14 protein-coding genes and 1 pseudogene are annotated in these 16,121 nt (G+C 67.9%); 10 read left to right on the top strand and 5 right to left on the bottom strand.

All coding sequences use genetic code 11. From position 1 onward, the window contains the following. Positions 1–26: 26 nt before the first annotated feature. A complete protein-coding gene (locus NIBR502770_RS11125; RefSeq protein WP_141181963.1) occupies positions 27–1,343 on the bottom strand; it encodes a glutamyl-tRNA reductase in 1,317 nt (438 codons plus the stop codon). A gap of 158 nt (positions 1,344–1,501) precedes the next feature. Between NIBR502770_RS11125 and hemE the strand changes: the two genes are divergently transcribed. The 10 genes from hemE to hemL all read left to right on the top strand — a co-directional run bounded on the left by hemE (position 1,502) and on the right by hemL (position 12,482). After that, the gene (gene hemE / locus NIBR502770_RS11120; RefSeq protein WP_141181962.1) at positions 1,502–2,596 is read left to right on the top strand and encodes a uroporphyrinogen decarboxylase; all 1,095 of its coding nucleotides are present in this window, start codon (positions 1,502–1,504) and stop codon (positions 2,594–2,596) included. Positions 2,597–2,599: 3 nt separating this feature from the next. Further along, entirely contained in the window at positions 2,600–4,051 is a 1,452-nt protein-coding gene (gene hemG / locus NIBR502770_RS11115; RefSeq protein WP_141181961.1) for a protoporphyrinogen oxidase, read from the top strand. Positions 4,052–4,190: 139 nt separating this feature from the next. Next, positions 4,191–5,066 (top strand): hypothetical protein, encoded by an 876-nt coding sequence (locus NIBR502770_RS11110; RefSeq protein WP_141181960.1) that lies wholly within the window; start codon positions 4,191–4,193, stop codon positions 5,064–5,066. 113 nt (positions 5,067–5,179) lie between these two features. After that, a complete protein-coding gene (gene hemQ, locus NIBR502770_RS11105; protein ID WP_141181959.1) occupies positions 5,180–5,881 on the top strand; it encodes a hydrogen peroxide-dependent heme synthase in 702 nt (233 codons plus the stop codon). Next, a complete protein-coding gene (locus NIBR502770_RS11100; RefSeq protein WP_141181958.1) occupies positions 5,878–7,122 on the top strand; it encodes a ferrochelatase in 1,245 nt (414 codons plus the stop codon). The genes hemQ and NIBR502770_RS11100 overlap by 4 nt, the downstream gene beginning before the upstream one ends. Beyond that, positions 7,119–8,105 (top strand): hydroxymethylbilane synthase, encoded by a 987-nt coding sequence (gene hemC / locus NIBR502770_RS11095; RefSeq protein WP_141159921.1) that lies wholly within the window; start codon positions 7,119–7,121, stop codon positions 8,103–8,105. Before NIBR502770_RS11100 ends, hemC begins: the two co-directional genes overlap by 4 nt. Before the next feature lie 7 nt (positions 8,106–8,112). After that, a complete protein-coding gene (locus tag NIBR502770_RS11090; RefSeq protein ID WP_141159922.1) occupies positions 8,113–8,979 on the top strand; it encodes a uroporphyrinogen-III synthase in 867 nt (288 codons plus the stop codon). A 55-nt stretch (positions 8,980–9,034) separates the two neighbouring features. Next, positions 9,035–10,018 (top strand): porphobilinogen synthase, encoded by a 984-nt coding sequence (gene hemB / locus NIBR502770_RS11085; protein ID WP_141181957.1) that lies wholly within the window; start codon positions 9,035–9,037, stop codon positions 10,016–10,018. Beyond that, positions 10,015–11,088 carry an LLM class flavin-dependent oxidoreductase gene (locus NIBR502770_RS11080; protein WP_141181956.1) on the top strand — a complete coding sequence of 358 codons (1,074 nt, stop codon included), beginning with the start codon at positions 10,015–10,017 and terminating at the stop codon, positions 11,086–11,088. Before hemB ends, NIBR502770_RS11080 begins: the two co-directional genes overlap by 4 nt. A gap of 62 nt (positions 11,089–11,150) precedes the next feature. Continuing rightward, on the top strand, positions 11,151–12,482 hold the full coding sequence (gene hemL / locus NIBR502770_RS11075; RefSeq protein WP_141159925.1) for a glutamate-1-semialdehyde 2,1-aminomutase: 1,332 nt from the start codon (positions 11,151–11,153) through the stop codon (positions 12,480–12,482). A 105-nt stretch (positions 12,483–12,587) separates the two neighbouring features. On the opposite strand, the pseudogene NIBR502770_RS11070 reads toward hemL, so the two are convergent. From NIBR502770_RS11070 to NIBR502770_RS11055, 4 genes and pseudogenes are all read right to left on the bottom strand, one after another. After that, a pseudogene (locus NIBR502770_RS11070) lies at positions 12,588–13,324 on the bottom strand (amino acid ABC transporter ATP-binding protein). Then, a complete protein-coding gene (locus NIBR502770_RS11065) occupies positions 13,321–14,085 on the bottom strand; it encodes an amino acid ABC transporter permease (protein WP_141159927.1) in 765 nt (254 codons plus the stop codon). Before NIBR502770_RS11065 ends, NIBR502770_RS11070 begins: the two are co-directional and overlap by 4 nt. A gap of 12 nt (positions 14,086–14,097) precedes the next feature. Beyond that, positions 14,098–15,048 (bottom strand): ABC transporter substrate-binding protein, encoded by a 951-nt coding sequence (locus NIBR502770_RS11060; protein ID WP_141181955.1) that lies wholly within the window; start codon positions 15,046–15,048, stop codon positions 14,098–14,100. A gap of 332 nt (positions 15,049–15,380) precedes the next feature. Continuing rightward, a complete protein-coding gene (locus tag NIBR502770_RS11055) occupies positions 15,381–16,091 on the bottom strand; it encodes a 3'-5' exonuclease (RefSeq protein ID WP_141181954.1) in 711 nt (236 codons plus the stop codon). Positions 16,092–16,121: the final 30 nt, after the last annotated feature.

Genomic DNA, 16,121 nt, shown 5'->3' with positions numbered 1-16,121 from the left:
TGGTGATGGGGCGTCGGGGAAAGCACTCAGGCGGTTTCGCGGCCCTTGTGGTCCACCGGGCACTCGGCGGCCGGCGCGGTGGCGGCGGGCTGCTCGACGGTGATGCCGTACAGTGCCTCCAGGGCCGCCACGTAGTTGTCCTGCTGGCCGTTCGCCGCGAGTTCGCGGGCGCGGACCGTGGGGACGTGCAGCAACTGCTTGACCATGCGGCGCAGCGCGAACTCGACTTCTTCGGCGGCAGCGGTGCACCCGTGCCGGGCACGGACCTTTTCCATCTCCGCGTCCAGCACACTCATGGTGTGGCGCCGCAGGGCAACGATGGCGGAGTCCACCGAGCGGGCTTCGCGCTCCTGCTCGAAGGCCTTGGCCGCGCCCTTGACGATGCCGCTGGCCTGGGTCAGGGATTCCGCCTGCTCCTGCGGGGCGGCCAGGCGCACAGATTCCAGCGTCAGCAGTTCAACGCCATCCAGTTCGCCGACGGCGGGATCGAAGTCGTGGGTGAGCGCCAGGTCGATGGCGATCAGGGGCTGCGGCGACTCCGCGCGGACCTGGGCCAGTTCATCGGCCTCGACCCGGGTGTCCGAGCCGCTGCAGCCGATCATGACGTCGGCAGCGGCCACCGCGGGGCGCAGGGACTCCGCGTCCAGGGCGGCACCTCCGCGGGAAGCCACGAACCCTTCGGCCCGGCCGGAGGAGGAGAAAACGGAGATGTCAGTGCAGCCGCGCTCACGCAGCAGGGCCATGGTGGCGCCTGCATACGCGCCGGTTCCGAACAGGACAACTTTCTTGGTTGACCAGTCCGGGTTTTCGGAAAGGTCAGTGGCCAGGTCCAGTGCCACCGAAACGATGGACAGGCCCCGCGAACCCAGGGCAGTCTGCGCGCCCACATCCTTGGCGGTTTTGGACGCGGCCTGGAACAGCCGGACGAGTCCGGCACTGGCAGTACCGTCGTGCTGTGCGGTGATGAGGGCGCGGCGAACCTGCCCGGCGATCTCGCGCTCACCGACGACGGCGGAGTCCAGCCCCGCGCTGACGGCAAACAGGTGCTGGGTCACCTCAGGCCCGGTGCGGGTGCTGAAGGAGCGGGACACGAGCGGCTCCGCCAGTCCGCTGGCCTCGCTGATCCGCGAGACGAGGGCGGCCCGGGCCGCTTCAACATCGTTCGGATTCGCGGCCTCGCCATAGATTTCATAACGGTTGCACGTGGCCAGGACCACCGCGCCGGCGACGGCGGGTGATTCAGTGAGCGCGGAAGCGGCAATCCCGGAGGAACCGTTGCTCAACTGAGCAACGGTTTCAAGATCGATGTCGGCGTGTGTAGCCACCAATGAAAAAAGAACCACAGCAGACCAATCATAGCTTTTTCGTTACCCGGTAGAACAACCATGGGAAAGGATAGTCGCCACAGTGGGACGTGTTCCCCGCCACCTCCCGCTTTTCCGGGGCTTCAGCGACAGGTTGTCGTTATCTTTTGCGGCTCTTTTTGGGCACAATCAAAGGCATGACTCCTAGCCCTGCCGTCTCCGCTGCCGGCGCCCTCGCCGCAGACCATCCCCTGATGGACGGCCGCACAGCAGACTCTCCGCTGATCACGGCCTACCGCGGCGGCAAGCCGTCCCGCCGTCCCGTGTGGTTCATGCGGCAGGCCGGCCGCTCGCTGCCCGAATACCTTAAGGTGCGCGAGGGAATCGCCATGTTGGACTCCTGCCTCCGGCCGGAGTTGGCCTCCGAGATCACGCTCCAGCCCGTCCGCCGGCATGACGTGGACGCCGGAATCTTCTTTTCGGACATTGTCATCCCCTTGAAGCTTGCCGGCGTGGGCGTGGACATTGTTCCCGGGGTGGGGCCGGTCCTTGATAAGCCCGTGCGCAGTGCCGCCGATGTCGCGGCCCTGCCGCAGCTGACCTGGGAAGCCCTGGAACCCATCCGCGAAGCAGTCCGCCTCACGGTGGCCGAACTGGGCAAGACACCACTGATCGGTTTCGCCGGGGCGCCGTTCACCCTGGCCGCCTACATGGTGGAAGGCAAGCCGTCCCGCGACCACCTGGGCCCGCGGACCATGATGCATGCTGATCCGGAAACCTGGACCGCGCTGGCCAACTGGGCCGCCGACGCCTCCGGCATGTTCCTCCAGGCGCAGCTGGAGGCCGGGGCCTCCGCCGCCCAGCTCTTCGACTCCTGGGCGGGTTCGCTGGGACTGGCCGACTACACCAAATACGTTGCGCCGGCGTCGGCCCGGGCCCTGGACCACGTGCGCCACCTGGGTGCCCCGCTCATCCACTTCGGCACCGGCACGTCCGAACTCCTCGTGGCCATGCGGGACGTGGGAGTGGACGTGGTGGGCGTTGACTACCGGCTCCCGCTGGACGAAGCAAACCGCCGGCTCGGCGGGACGGTGCCCCTGCAGGGAAACATCGACCCCGCGCTGCTGGAAGCACCCTGGGACATCCTGGAAGCGCACGTCCGCGAGGTCATCGCCGCCGGCTCCGCCGCACCCGGCCACGTCCTGAACCTGGGGCACGGCGTACCCCCCGGGACGGACCCTGACGTCCTCACCCGGGTAGTGGAGCTCATCCACTCCATCTCTCCGGCGTAACCCGTGCGCGGCTCCCCGGCAACACCCGGCAAGGCGCTGGTGGTGGGCGGCGGGATCTCCGGGCTGCTCTCCGCCCGGGAACTCGCAGCAGCCGGACATGAAGTGACCGTCCTGGAAGCCGGGACGGCGTGGGGCGGCTGCGTGGGCAGCCATACGGTGGCCGGGCTCACTCTGGACAGCGGCGCCGAGTCCTTCGCCACCAGGTCCGACGCCGTCGCCCGGCTCTGCGCGGAACTGGGCCTTGGCGGGAAGATCGTTCCCCCGCGCCCCGGAGGTGCCTGGGTGCAGCTGCCGGATGGGCCCCGCGAGCTGCCCCGGACCGGCGTCCTGGGCATTCCCGCCAATCCCTGGGACCCTGAGGTACGGCGCACCCTGGGCATCCTCGGCTCGCTGCGCGCCTCCGTGGACCGCCTCCTGCCTGCCTCCGTCGGCGCCGGGGCCGGTGTCACCAGCGTCGCCGCGCTGGTCCGGGCCCGGATGGGGTCGCGGGTGCTGGAACGCCTGGTCTCCCCGGTAGTAGGCGGCGTCCACTCCGCCGATCCCGGCCTGCTCGACGTCGACATGGTGGCCCCCGGCCTCCGTGCCGGATTGCGGCAACACGGTTCCCTCGCTGCCGCGGTCTCGGCGCAGCGGCGCCGTGCGGGCACACCCGGGCACCCGCAGCAGCCCGGCCAGCCCGCAAAAGCCGGGTCCGCCGTCGCCGGCCTCGAAGGCGGCATGCACACCCTGGTGGATGCCTTGGTGGCGGATCTTCTGCGCCGTGGTGTGGTCCTTTTGCCGGACACTGCCGCGACGACGGTCTCCCGCACTCCTGGCGGCTGGCGGGTCGACGCCGGCGGGGCGGCCTTCAGTGCCGCACTGCTGGTCATGGCAGTGGAGGGACCGGCCGCCGTCGAACTGCTGGAACATGCCGTCCCTGCAATTTCTGGAAAAAAGCCTGCCTCCGGGCCGGACGTCAAGCTGGTGACACTGGTCCTGGACAATCCGGACCTTGACGGGCGGCCGCGTGGAACGGGGATCCTGGTGGCCCCGCAAACGCCGGGGATCGATGCCAAGGCGCTCACGCATGCCACCGGAAAATGGGATTGGCTGGCTGCCGCTGCCGGGACCGGGCGCCATGTGGTGCGCCTTTCCTACGGCCGGGTGGACGGAGCGTCCGTGCAGGCCTCCGGCCCGCAATCGGATGATGAGCTGTTCGCGGCCGCCTTGCGCGACGCTTCCGCCCTGTTGGGCGTCCGCATCGCGGGGGAGGACATAAGGGGCTGGGATGTGGTCCGCTGGCGCGGAGCCCTGCCGTTCGCCGCCGTCGGGCACCGTGCCCGGGCAGCGGACATCCGGCGGTCCTGCAGCGCTGCCGGCGGCCTGGCCGTCGTGGGCGGATGGGTGGCCGGGAACGGCCTGGCCGCTGTGGTGGCCGACACACGTGAGCAAATCGCCCAACTCACTGCCGCCTGAGCATTCCTGCTGGTCAGCGCTCCGAGCCGGGCCCGCGGCACCCGCGCCGCGCCCGGTACGGCGTCCCGTTCAGTTTCCAATCGGCCAAGCCTTCTGGTTAGGGTCGATGACTATGGTTCAACACAGGTCCGAGCTTTCAATGTCCCGGACCGGTATCCATGGGGGACTCCGGCGCGGCACCGCAGCAGCGGCCGTCGGAGCGGTACTGGTTCTTTCCACCGGCGTCCAGGCGTCCTTGGCGGACGACGCGGTCCCGCCTCCGCAAGACCTGGCATCACAAGGCGGAGCCTGGCATCGAGGGCAGAGTACAGGCGAACCGACCGCCCCGGCCACGGCAACCCCGGCACCCCGGACAGCTTCGACGCTGCTCCCGTTGCCCGCTTCGCTGCTTCCGACGATTGCCGCGACCCTGTCCGCAGGCTCGACTTCCACTGCCACGCCCGCTCCGACGGACTCCGGGACGCCCCTGGCACCCCGGCCACAGACCACAGCCGCGGCCACCGGTTCCCCGGCTCCCGGCAGGTCCGGGTCCCCCGCGGCGTCCGGGCCGGCAGCTGCCCCTGGAACCGGTCCTTCGACAGCGGTGGGCGGCTCCGCTCCGGCGGCCGTTGCCACGTCCGCTGCAACAGCGCCCGGAGCAGCCGGGGGAGGTCCTGCCCCGCTGTCCGGGACGCAGGCCACGGTGCCGGGGTCCGGTGCAGCGTCCGCCGGCGGCGCCGCGGCGGCCGACGCCACCGGGACCGGCGAGGCTGGCCCTGTGGGGGACGACGCGCCGGCCGCCGGCCCGGTTTCCACGCCGGGCCCCGTCCTGCCAACGTCGCTGTCCATCAACGCGCGCCAGTCCCAGCCCACGCGGGCGCCGCAGGCCGCCGGAGCACCGGAAGGACCGGGACAGGCAGTTTCCTCCACCGGTCCGCTGCCCGGCGTGCCCGATGCCATGGTGTGGCTGGGCGCCGGACTGGTTGGCGTAGGTGCCGCCGCAGGGCTGGTATTCCTCCGCATGCGCCGCCCCTAAGGGCGGCCTGTCCGTTGGCCTGACGTGCTCCGGAAGGTGACTTTAATCACTTCTACGAGCTGTAGAACTCTTCGGTTTCGCCTTGGGGGCAGGGAAGGGGCAAACTTGTAACCATGAGCCACACTTCTGCCGAATCTGTCACTAAAACCGAAGAATCAGCCGAGCAGTTCTTTACCCTCTGGACGGTATTCAAGCGGTCGGAGTCAGTGGTCCGCAGTGCCGATGCCGCCGCCGACTTCGAAGCGCTGCTGGAGCGTCTCGCCGCCGCCGGTGTCACGCACCGGGGCAGCTACGACGTCTCGGCCATGCGCGCCGACGCCGACGTCATGGTGTGGCTCCATGGACCCAAGCCGGAGGCGCTGCAGCAGGCCATCCGCGACATCCGCCGCAGCACCCTCTTCGCCGGCACGGAGATCGTCTGGTCTGCCATGGGTGTCCACCGCGAAGCGGAATTCGCCAAGAACCACACCCCCGCCTACTCCCGCGGCGTCGCACCGGCCGAGTGGCTGTGCGTGTACCCGTTCGTCCGGTCCTACGAGTGGTACATCCTGCCGGAGGCCGAGCGCGGCAAGATGCTCCGCGACCATGGACTGCTGGGACGGGACTTCCCGCAGGTCATTTCCAACACCGTTTCCTCCTTCGCCCTGGGCGACTGGGAATGGATCCTGGGCCTGGAAGCGCCGGAACTGGTGGACCTCGTGGACCTGATGCGCCACCTCCGCGCCACCGAGGCGCGCAACCACGTGCGGGAGGAAGTGCCGTTCTATACCGGACGCCGCATCTCCGCAGACGAGGTTGCCGAGGTCCTCGCATGAGCCCCGAGCAGCAGGCCGCCACCGCCATCAACCCGGTGACCGAGGCCGGACGCATGGCCCCCAAAAACTACGACGCCGTCCTGCTGGCCTCCTTCGGCGGACCGGAAGGCCAGGATGACGTCATCCCGTTCCTCCGCAACGTCACCCGCGGCCGGGGCATCCCGGACGAGCGGCTGGAGGAAGTCTCGCACCACTACCGTGCCAACGGCGGCATCAGCCCCATCAACCAGCAGAACCGCGAGCTGAAGGCAGCGCTGGAAGCTGAGCTGGCTGCCCGCGGCATCGAGCTGCCCGTGCTGTGGGGCAACCGCAACTGGGCACCGTACATCCCGCAGACCCTGCAGGAAGCGTACGACGCCGGGCACCGCCGGGTGCTCATGCTCACCACCAGTGCCTACTCCTGCTACTCCAGCTGCCGCCAGTACCGCGAGGACATCGGCATGGCGCTGACCGAAACCGGCCTGGACGGCAAACTGGAAGTGGACAAGGTCCGCCAGTACTTCGACCACCCGGGCTTCGTGGAGCCGTTCGTCGAAGGAACCGCCGCCGGCCTGGCCGAGGTCCGCGCCAAGCTTGCCGAAGCGGGCACCCCGGATGCGCCCATCCATATCCTGTTCGCCACCCACTCCATCCCCACCCGGGACGCCGAGGCGGCGGGCCGCTCCGAGGGGGAGCCGCGCGTGTTCGAGGAAGGCTCCGCCTACGTGGCCCAGCACCTCGCCAACGCGGCCGCCGTCATTGAGCGGGTCGGGAAGGAATCCGGGCTGACCGCACCGTGGTCCCTGGTGTACCAGTCCCGCTCCGGCGCTCCGCACGTGCCGTGGCTGGAACCGGACATCAACGATGCCATCGGGGAACTGGCCGGCCAGGGCGTCAAGGGCATCGTCATCGTCCCGCTCGGCTTCGTCAGCGACCACATGGAAGTTGTCTGGGACCTGGATACCGAAGCGATGGAAACCTGCGCCAACCTGGGCCTGGCCGCCACCCGCGTCCCCACGCCCGGTACGCACCGTAAGTTCGTTGACGGCCTGGTGGACCTCATCTGCGAGCGGACGGTGGCCAACAACATCAGCGACCGCCCCGCCCTGACGGATCTTGGTCCCTGGTACGACGTCTGCCGGCCGGGATGCTGCGCCAACTTTCGCGGCGAAAAGCCCACCATCGCGGCGGCTGACACCACTGTGGGCACCGGCCATGATCCGTACCCGTCCGGCGGTGCCGCGGAAACGGCCCAGCTGTGACGGTCCGGATCGGAACACGCGCCAGCAAACTGGCGCTTACCCAGACCCAGCAGACCGCGGACCAGCTGGCCGCCGTCGGCGGTTTTCCGGTGGAACTGGTGCACGTCCGCACCGACGGTGACGTCCTGACGGGGTCGCTGTCCCAGATGGGCGGCACGGGCGTCTTTGTCGCTGCCCTGCGCGATGCACTGCTGCGCGACGAGTGCGACGTTGCCGTGCACTCGCTCAAGGACCTTCCTACCGGGGCCGCGGTAGGGCTCAGCCTTGCCGCCACTCCGCGCCGCGTGGACGTCCGCGACGTCCTGTGCGCCCGCGACGGACTCAAGCTGGCAGACCTGCCGGCCGGGGCCCGCATCGGCACCGGTTCGCCGCGGCGCGCAGCCCAGTTGCGGGCCGCCCGCGCTGACCTGGACATCGTGGACATCCGCGGCAACGTGGACACCCGCCTGGGCCGGGTTCCCGGGCTGCCCGGCAACTCCACCGACCAGGTGGTGCCCGGAAAATCCTGCGACCTGGATGCCGTGGTGCTCGCGGCTGCCGGCCTGGAGAGGATCGGCCGGCTGGATGTGGTGTCCGAATACCTGGAAACCGACGTGATGCTGCCCGCAGCGGGTCAGGGATCGCTGGCCATCGAATGCCGAACGGCGGACGCTCCTGCGAAACCGGGGCCGGGCGGAGTCCTGGCCCAGGCTCTTGCCGCGCTGGATGATCCTGACACCCGCCTGGCCGTCACCGCCGAACGCGCCCTGCTGGCCCGGCTCGAAGCGGGCTGCGCAGCGCCCGTTGGGGCCTACGCCTACCGCAAGGGCAGCATGCTGCACCTTGAAGCAGTGGTGTGCGCCGTGGACGGCACCGCCACCGTGCGGGACAAGCGGGCCACCGACGGGCTGACGGAGGTGGGAGCAACCCTGCTGGGCATCGAACTGGCTGAGCTGCTCCTTGCCGCGGGAGCCGCCGACATCGCCGACCTGCAGGCATCCTGACCTGGCGATGACGCAGCCTTCAAGCGGCACCACGCCCCGGACTCCGCTTGGCGGCGTCCGGGTCCTGGTGACGCGCAGCCCTGAACGTTCGGCTGCCCTGGTGGAGGCCCTGGCAGCAGCCGGCGCGGAACCTGTGCTGCTGCCGCTCATCGACTTTGAACGGGCGCCTGACCAGCACATGCTGGATGTTGCCTGTGACGCGCTCGCAGCTGCCGCCTTTGACTGGCTGGTGGTCAGCAGCGCCACCACCGTCCACGTCCTGATGGAAAAAGCGGCAGAGCGTGGCCTGCGCCTGGGCCAGCTGGTACCGCCAGGGACGCGGATCGCCGCCGTCGGTCCCGCAACGCGGCGGCTCCTTGAGACCGGCGGCCTCACCGTGGCACTGACCCCGCCCGGAGAACAGTCGGCCGCCGGGCTGCTCGCCGTCTGGCCGGGAGGAGGCAGGATCCTGCTGCCACAGGCGGATATCGCCGCCGGCACCCTCTCGGAAGGCCTGGCAGCCGCAGGCGGCACTGTTACCGCCGTGACCGCCTACCGCACTGTCGACTATCCGGCGGCAGCGGAACGGCGGCTTTCCATGCAGGCGGAGGACGGCGACGCCGGTCCGCAGCCGTCGTCGTACTCCCTCCTGGCACCGCAAACCGCCGCCGCGGACATCGCCGGCGGACGCCTTCACGCCGTGATCGCGGCCTCCCCGAGCGCCGTGCGCCGGATCGCCGCGCTGGGGCCTCTGGGCGGGTGCCGGCTGGTGGCCATAGGACGGTCGACGGCGGAACAGGCCGCCGCCCTGGACCTCGACGTTGCGGCGGTGGCGGCTGAGCCGACGCCGGAGGGCCTGGTAGCGGCCGTGGCCAAGGCGCTCAGCCCGCCCTGACGGTGACAGGCACGCTTCCCCAAATGCTTCACAACCAATGCGAAGGACAGGACCCATGACTTTCCCCACCCAACGCCCCCGCCGCCTGCGCACCACCCCCGCCATGCGCCGGATGACCGCCGAAACGCGCCTTTCACCGGCCGAACTCATCCTTCCGGCCTTCATCAGGGAAGGACTCACCGAGCCCAACCCCATCACGTCCATGCCCGGCGTGGTCCAGCACACCACCGACACGCTGAAACGGGCCGCGGCCGAGGCCGTTGAACTTGGGCTGGGCGGAATCATGCTCTTCGGCATTCCTGAAACACGCGATCCTGAAGGCTCGGCTTCCCTTGACCCGGACGGCGTGCTGAACAAGGCCATCCGCGACGTCCGCGCCGAAGTGGGCGACGACCTGGTGATCATGAGTGACGTCTGCCTGGACGAATTCACCGACCACGGCCACTGCGGGGTGCTCGACGCCGACGGTTACGTGGACAACGACCGCACCGTTGAGATCTACGCCAGGATGGCAGTGGCGCAAGCTGAGGCCGGCGCGCACATGCTGGGCCCCTCCGGGATGATGGACGGCCAGATCGCCGCCATCCGCGCAGCACTGGATGAGGCCGGACACGTCAACACTTCCGTCATCGCCTACGCCGCGAAGTACGCCTCCGCGTTCTACGGTCCTTTCCGCGAAGCGGTGGACTCCCAGCTCACGGGTGACCGGCGGACCTACCAGATGGATGCCGGGAACCGCACCGAAGCGCTGCGCGAGGTGGAACTGGACCTGGACGAAGGTGCCGACATCATCATGGTCAAGCCCGCCATGAGCTACCTGGACATCGTGGCAGACGTGGCCGCCATGAGCCCGGTGCCCGTGTCCGCTTATCAAATCTCCGGCGAATACGCGATGATCGAAGCCGCCGCCGCCAACGGGTGGATCGACCGCCGGTCGGCTATCACCGAATCCGTGCTGGGCATCCGCCGGGCCGGAGCGCACACGGTGCTCACCTACTGGGCCACCGAACTGGCCGGCTGGCTGAAGGAAACCCGGTGACCGACCCGTCCGGCTCTCCCACCGCACCCGTGGGGAAAGACCGCATCCTCCTCGGCCTGAACACCTTCGGCGACGTCGGTGAGGCCCCCGACGGCAGCCCGCAGCCGCATGCCCAGGTCCTGCGCCAGCTGCTGGAACAGGCTGAACTGGCTGACGCCGTCGGCCTCCATGCCTTCGGCGTGGGGGAGCACCACCGCAAGGACTACGCCGTGTCCGCGCCGGAGGTCTTCCTTGCCGCTGCCGCCGCCCGCACGTCCCGCATCCGCCTGGGCTCCGCGGTGACGGTGCTGAGCTCGGACGATCCCATCAGGGTGTTCCAGCGCTTCGCCACCGTGGACGCAATCTCCAACGGCCGGGCGGAAGTCATGCTGGGGCGCGGATCCTTCATTGAGTCCTTCCCGCTGTTCGGACTGGACCTGGCGGACTACGAAGTCCTGTTCGAGGAAAAACTTGACCTGTTCGACAAGGTCCGCGCACAGCAGCCCGTGCACTGGGAAGGCCGCACCCGCCCGGCCCTCGCCGGCCTGAGCGTCTACCCGCCCCTGGAGCACCACCTGCTGCCCACCTGGATCGGCGTGGGCGGCACCCCGGAATCTGTCCTCCGGTGTGCCCAATACGGGTATCCGATCATCTTCGCCATCATCGGCGGCCAGCCGCGGGGCTTCCGGCCCCTGGCCGACCTCTACCGGGAAGCGATGGGCAAATACGGGCACCCGATGCAGCAGATGGCCACCCACTCGCCCGGCCATGTTGCCGATACGGACGAACAGGCACGGGAAGAGCTCTATCCCCACTGGCTGGCACTCCGGAACAGGCTTGGAGCCGAGCGTGGCTGGGGTCCGGCCGGCCGCGGTGAGTTCGATGCACTCTGTTCCACAGAAGGCGCACTCTACGTCGGATCACCGGAAACCGTGGCCCAAAAAATTGTCCGGCTGAAGCGGAACCTGGGGGTTGACCGTTTTGACCTCAAATACAGCAACGGGCCTCTGCCGCACACGGCCATGATGCGCTCGATCGAACTGATGGGCACGGCGGTGGCGCCCCGCGTGGCCGAGCTGCTCGCCGGCTGACCCTGCCAAGGGGGCCCTTGCGGCTAACTTGAGCTTTCCCGCTTACTGAGAGAATAGGAACCATGACTTCCAGCAATCCTCGCAATGAGGCACTCTTCGACCGCGCCCGCCAGCTGATGCCGGGCGGCGTCAACTCGCCGGTGCGGGCTTTTGGCTCCGTGGGCGGGACCCCGCGCTTCATGGTCTCCGCCAAGGGACCGTACCTGACGGATGCCGACGGCAAGGAATACGTGGACCTGGTCTGCTCCTGGGGACCTGCCCTGCTCGGACACGCCCATCCGGCCGTGCTGGAGGCCGTGCATGCCGCCGTCGACCGGGGACTCTCCTTTGGCGCGTCCACCCCGGACGAGGCAAACCTGGCGGAGATCGTCCAGGAGCGCGTCCCTGCCGTCGAACGCCTCCGGATGGTGTCCACCGGAACCGAAGCCACCATGACCGCTGTCCGGCTGGCCCGCGGGTTCACCGGCCGCAACCTGATCATCAAATTCGCCGGCTGCTACCACGGCCACCTTGACGGACTCCTGGCCGCGGCCGGCTCCGGGCTGGCAACCCTGGCCCTGCCCGGGTCCGCCGGTGTCACCGAAGCGACCGCGGCGGAGACGCTGGTGCTGCCCTACAATGACCTCGCGGCCGTCAAGGAAGCCTTCGCTGTCCACGGCCCCAATATTGCCGCCGTCATCACCGAAGCAGCGCCGGCGAACATGGGCGTCGTCACCCCCGGCGAGGGATTCAACCACGGACTTTCGCAGATCACGCGGGAGCACGGCGCGCTCCTCATCGTCGACGAGGTCCTGACCGGATTCCGCACCGGCTACTCCGGCTACTGGGGCCTTACCGGCGGTGCACCGGATGCCGAGGAACCATGGACCCCTGACCTGCTCACCTTTGGCAAGGTCATCGGCGGCGGGATGCCGACGGCGGCCCTCGGCGGCCGCGCCGACGTCATGGACTACCTCGCGCCCACCGGCCCGGTCTACCAGGCCGGAACCCTGTCCGGAAACCCGGTGGCCATGGCTGCCGGCGTGGCAACACTGACCCATGCGACCCGCGACGTCTACTCCTTCATCGACGTCCGCTCGCTGGAACTGTCCTCGGCCCTCTCCAGCGCCCTGGACGCCGCAGGGGTGGACCACTCCATCCAGTTCGCCGGGAACCTCTTCTCGGTAGCCTTCGGCACCTCGGCCAACGGCGTCCACAACTACGCGGACGCCCAGGCACAGGAAGCCTTCCGCTATGCGCCGTTCTTCCACTCGATGCTGGACTCCGGGGTCTACCTGCCGCCGTCGGTCTTCGAGGCCTGGTTCCTGTCGGCCGCGCACGACGACGACGCCATGAACCGGATTTACGACGCACTGCCTGCCGCGGCCCAGGCGGCCGCAGCCGCCCAGGGCTAGCGCCGCCGCGGGCGACAGGCGCGTCCCGCCGTCGCCATCTCGCGGAAGACAAAAAGAAATCCCCGGCTGCAGGCTGCAGCCGGGGATTTCTTTATGCCGTGGGCGTTACAGGACATCCGAGAGGAAGCCCTTGAGCCGGTCGGTCTTTGGCTCGGTGAACAGCTGCTCGGGCGGCCCGGACTCCACCACAACACCGGCGTCCATGAATGTCACGGCATCGGAGACGTTGCGGGAGAAGCCCATTTCGTGGGTCACCACCACCATGGTCATGCCGCCCTTGGCGAGGTCCGCCATCAAGGCCAGGACGCCCTTGACCAGCTCGGGGTCCAAGGCAGAGGTGGCCTCGTCGAAGAACATCACCTCGGGCTTCATGGCCAGCGCACGGGCGATGGCCACGCGCTGCTGCTGGCCGCCGGAGAGGTTGGCGGGCCGGGAATCAGCCTTGTGCTTCAACCCGACAAGGTCCAACTGCTCCAGGGCCTCGGCCTGCGCTTCCTCCTTGGAGAGCTTGCGCAGTTTCCGCAGGGCAAGGGAGACGTTTTCCACCACCGTTTTGTGCGGGAACAGGTTGAACTGCTGGAACACCATCCCGATCCGGCGCCGGAGTTCATCCGGGTTGTCCTTCAGGACAGAACGCCCGTCCAAGAGGATGTCCCCTGGTCGGGTTCGATCAGCCGGTTCATGACCCGCAGCAGGGTGGACTTGCCCGAACCTGACGGGCCGATGACCGACGCGGTAGTGCCCTGGGGTACGTGCAGGTCGATGCCCCGCAGGACGTGGTTGCTGCCGAAGGAAAGGTGGATGTTCCTGGCGCTCAGTGTGCCGGATGCGAACTCGCTCATGCCTGGGCTCCCTTTCCAACGACGGCTGCGGCCTCGTCCGGTTCTTTCTTTTCGGGCCGGCCGGTGCGGAGGCGCCGGTCGATCCAGTTCACGAAGTGGGTCAGCGGGACGGTCAATGCCAGGTAGAACACCGCCGCAGCGACGTAGGGCGACAAGTTGCCGCTGGTGGACGCCGCGTCCTTGCCGATCTGGAAGATCTCGCGTTCGCTGGCCAGCAGCCCGAGCATGAAGACCAGGGAGGACTCCTTGATCAGGGCGATGAACTGGTTGACCAGGGCCGGAAGCACCCGCCGGACGCCCTGGGGTACTACTACCAGGCGCATGGCCGGGCCGTAGCCGAACCCCAGGGCACGGGTTGCTTCGAGCTGGCCCTTGTCCACGCTCTGGATGCCGGAGCGGAAGATCTCGCCGATGTAGGCGGCCGACATCAGGGACAGCGCGGCAATCGCCATCGGGTACGGGCTGGTGGATCCGGTCCATTGCCGGACGATCGGCCCGAATCCGAGCCCAATCACCAGGATGGTGAGGATGGGCGGCAGCCCGCGGAGCACATCCGTGTAGATGCGAGCCACCCAGCGGGCCCCGGCGTTCCGGGAAATCCCCATCAGGGCAAGCAGCATGCCAAGTACTGTTCCGATGACGCCGGACGAAACAGCCAAAACGAGCGTATTCGGAAGCCCGACGGCGAACATTTTGGGCAGGACGGCGCCGATCGCCTTCCAGTCAAGGAAGGTATCGGAGAGCAGTTTGAGGATATCCATGGAACGCCCGGGTTACTTCGCGGGAACCTGGACGGCTTTGCTGCCCGGCTTCCAGCCCTGCGGGGTCTGCTCCTTGGCGGTGGGCCGGTCCGTGTACCACTGGGCGGTGAGCTTGGTCCACGTACCGTCAGCAATGACGGCATCCAGGCCCGCGTTCAGGGCGTCAATCAGCGGCTTGTTGTCCTTGTTCACTGCGTACGCGGTGAAGTTCTGGGTGTTAACAACCTTTTCGGCGATCTTGGTGTTATCGCCGTCCTTCACCTGGCCGGTGGCCTGCTGCGAGGGTGCCACCCAGGCGTCGACCTGGCCGGACTTCACGTTGGCATAGACAGTGTTGTAATCCGGGAAACGGACCGGTTCAAGGCCGAGGGTGTTGGTGACGTAGTCGTCCTGAACGGTGCCCTGGACCACGCCGATGCGCACGCCGTCCTTGAGGTCGGCGAAGCCCTTGACCTTGGAATCGTTCTTGGTGACCACAGCCATGTAGCCGAAGTCATAGCCGTTCGTGAAGCCGACCGTCTCACGGCGCTTGTCCGTGGTGGAAATCGAGGAGGATCCGACGTCGAACTGCTTATTGGCCACCTGGGACAACAGGGCCGAGAAATCGGTGGAGGCGAATTCGACCTTGAGGCCCAGCTTGTCGCCAATGGCGCGCAGCAGTTCGTTGTCGTAGCCGGTGAACTTGCCGGAGGGGTCGATGAAGATGTTGGGCGGTGCGTCCGAAAGGGTGCCCACGCGCAGGGTGCCCTCGGTGATGAGGCCGAGCTTGGTCTTGTCGATCTTGTCGATCGGCGTCACGTCCGCAGTGGTGTACTTGTCCAGCGTCTGCTGGTCGCTGCCCTGCAGGGCATCGGTGGGGGTGCCGCTGGGCTGGGAAGATCCGCCACCGCAGGCTGCGAGGGAAACCGCGAGGGCCAGCGCAACGGGAGCGGTAGTGAGCCACTTCATCGCTTTGATTTTCATCAGGTTGTCACTTTCATATGAGGCATACGTCGACCGGGCCGCAAGGCAGCGCTGTGGCGCCTGGCACCTGCCCGGCGCTGGTCCAGCAGTCCGGGGCAGGGGTGACCGCAAAACTTTATTGTCTCACCCGGGTAAATACTGGAAGTGGAATGAACAATGCGGAGGCTCTGATGATTGCTGCCGAATTTAATTCCGCTTCAGCGGCACAGCGGCACGCAGCTGAAGGGTGCTTAGGTCCCGCGGGCGAAGGATGCCACCTGCAATATCCCGACGTTTGTTAACCGGCGTGACTGTGACATGCCTCCCAAAAAGGGAGTGCGCCGGGGGTTAACCTAGAAGCCCCCTGTGGTGGCGTCCTGGGGAGGGAGCACCGGCCAGTCTCCTTCAATGACGGCGGCCGGCTTCGTCTTGCGCAGGTACTCCTGGAAATCGGACGCCTGGCTCACCGCCCAGTCCACCTGCAGCTGGTGCAGTTGGCTTGCCGGCATCATCAGCTTGGGGAACTTGCCCGCCATCGCGTCCAGCACCCTGAGGGTAGCCAGGGCATCGGCCGCGGAGGTGTGTGCATTGTCCAGGACCACACCGTACTCCTCGCACAATGCAGTCAATGTCCGCTTGCCCTTCCGGTAGCGGTCAACCTGTTTGTTCATGATGTACGGATCCAGGACCGGGAAGCGGGACAGCTGCGGAATCCCGTACCGTGCGGACTCGGCAGCAAGGACCGTGAAGTCGTAGCTGGCGTTGAAAGCGATGACCGGAGTCCCGGAATCGAACAGGCCCTGCAGCACGGCAGCGACCTCCCGTGTGACCTCGTGGGCGGGACGCCCATCACGCCTGGCCTGTTCGGTGGTGATCCCGTGGACGTCACTTGCCTCTGCCGGAATCTCTACCCCCGGATCGGCCAGCCACTCATGCTCCTTAATGACCTCGCCCTGGTGGTCCACCACGGTGATCGAGGCCGTGACGATTCTCGCTGCGCGGGAATTACGGCCCGTGGTTTCCAGATCGAAGGCGGCGCGGGGGAGGCTGTTCCAGGAACTCATGCTTCAACGCTAAGGGGGCCCACCGACAAT

This window comes from Pseudarthrobacter sp. NIBRBAC000502770 (assembly GCF_006517815.1).
GTDB classification, from domain to species: Bacteria; Actinomycetota; Actinomycetes; order Actinomycetales; family Micrococcaceae; genus Arthrobacter; species Arthrobacter niigatensis.
The sequence above is the reverse complement of the archived record's forward strand: the minus strand, read 5'-3'. Positions and strand labels throughout refer to the sequence as shown.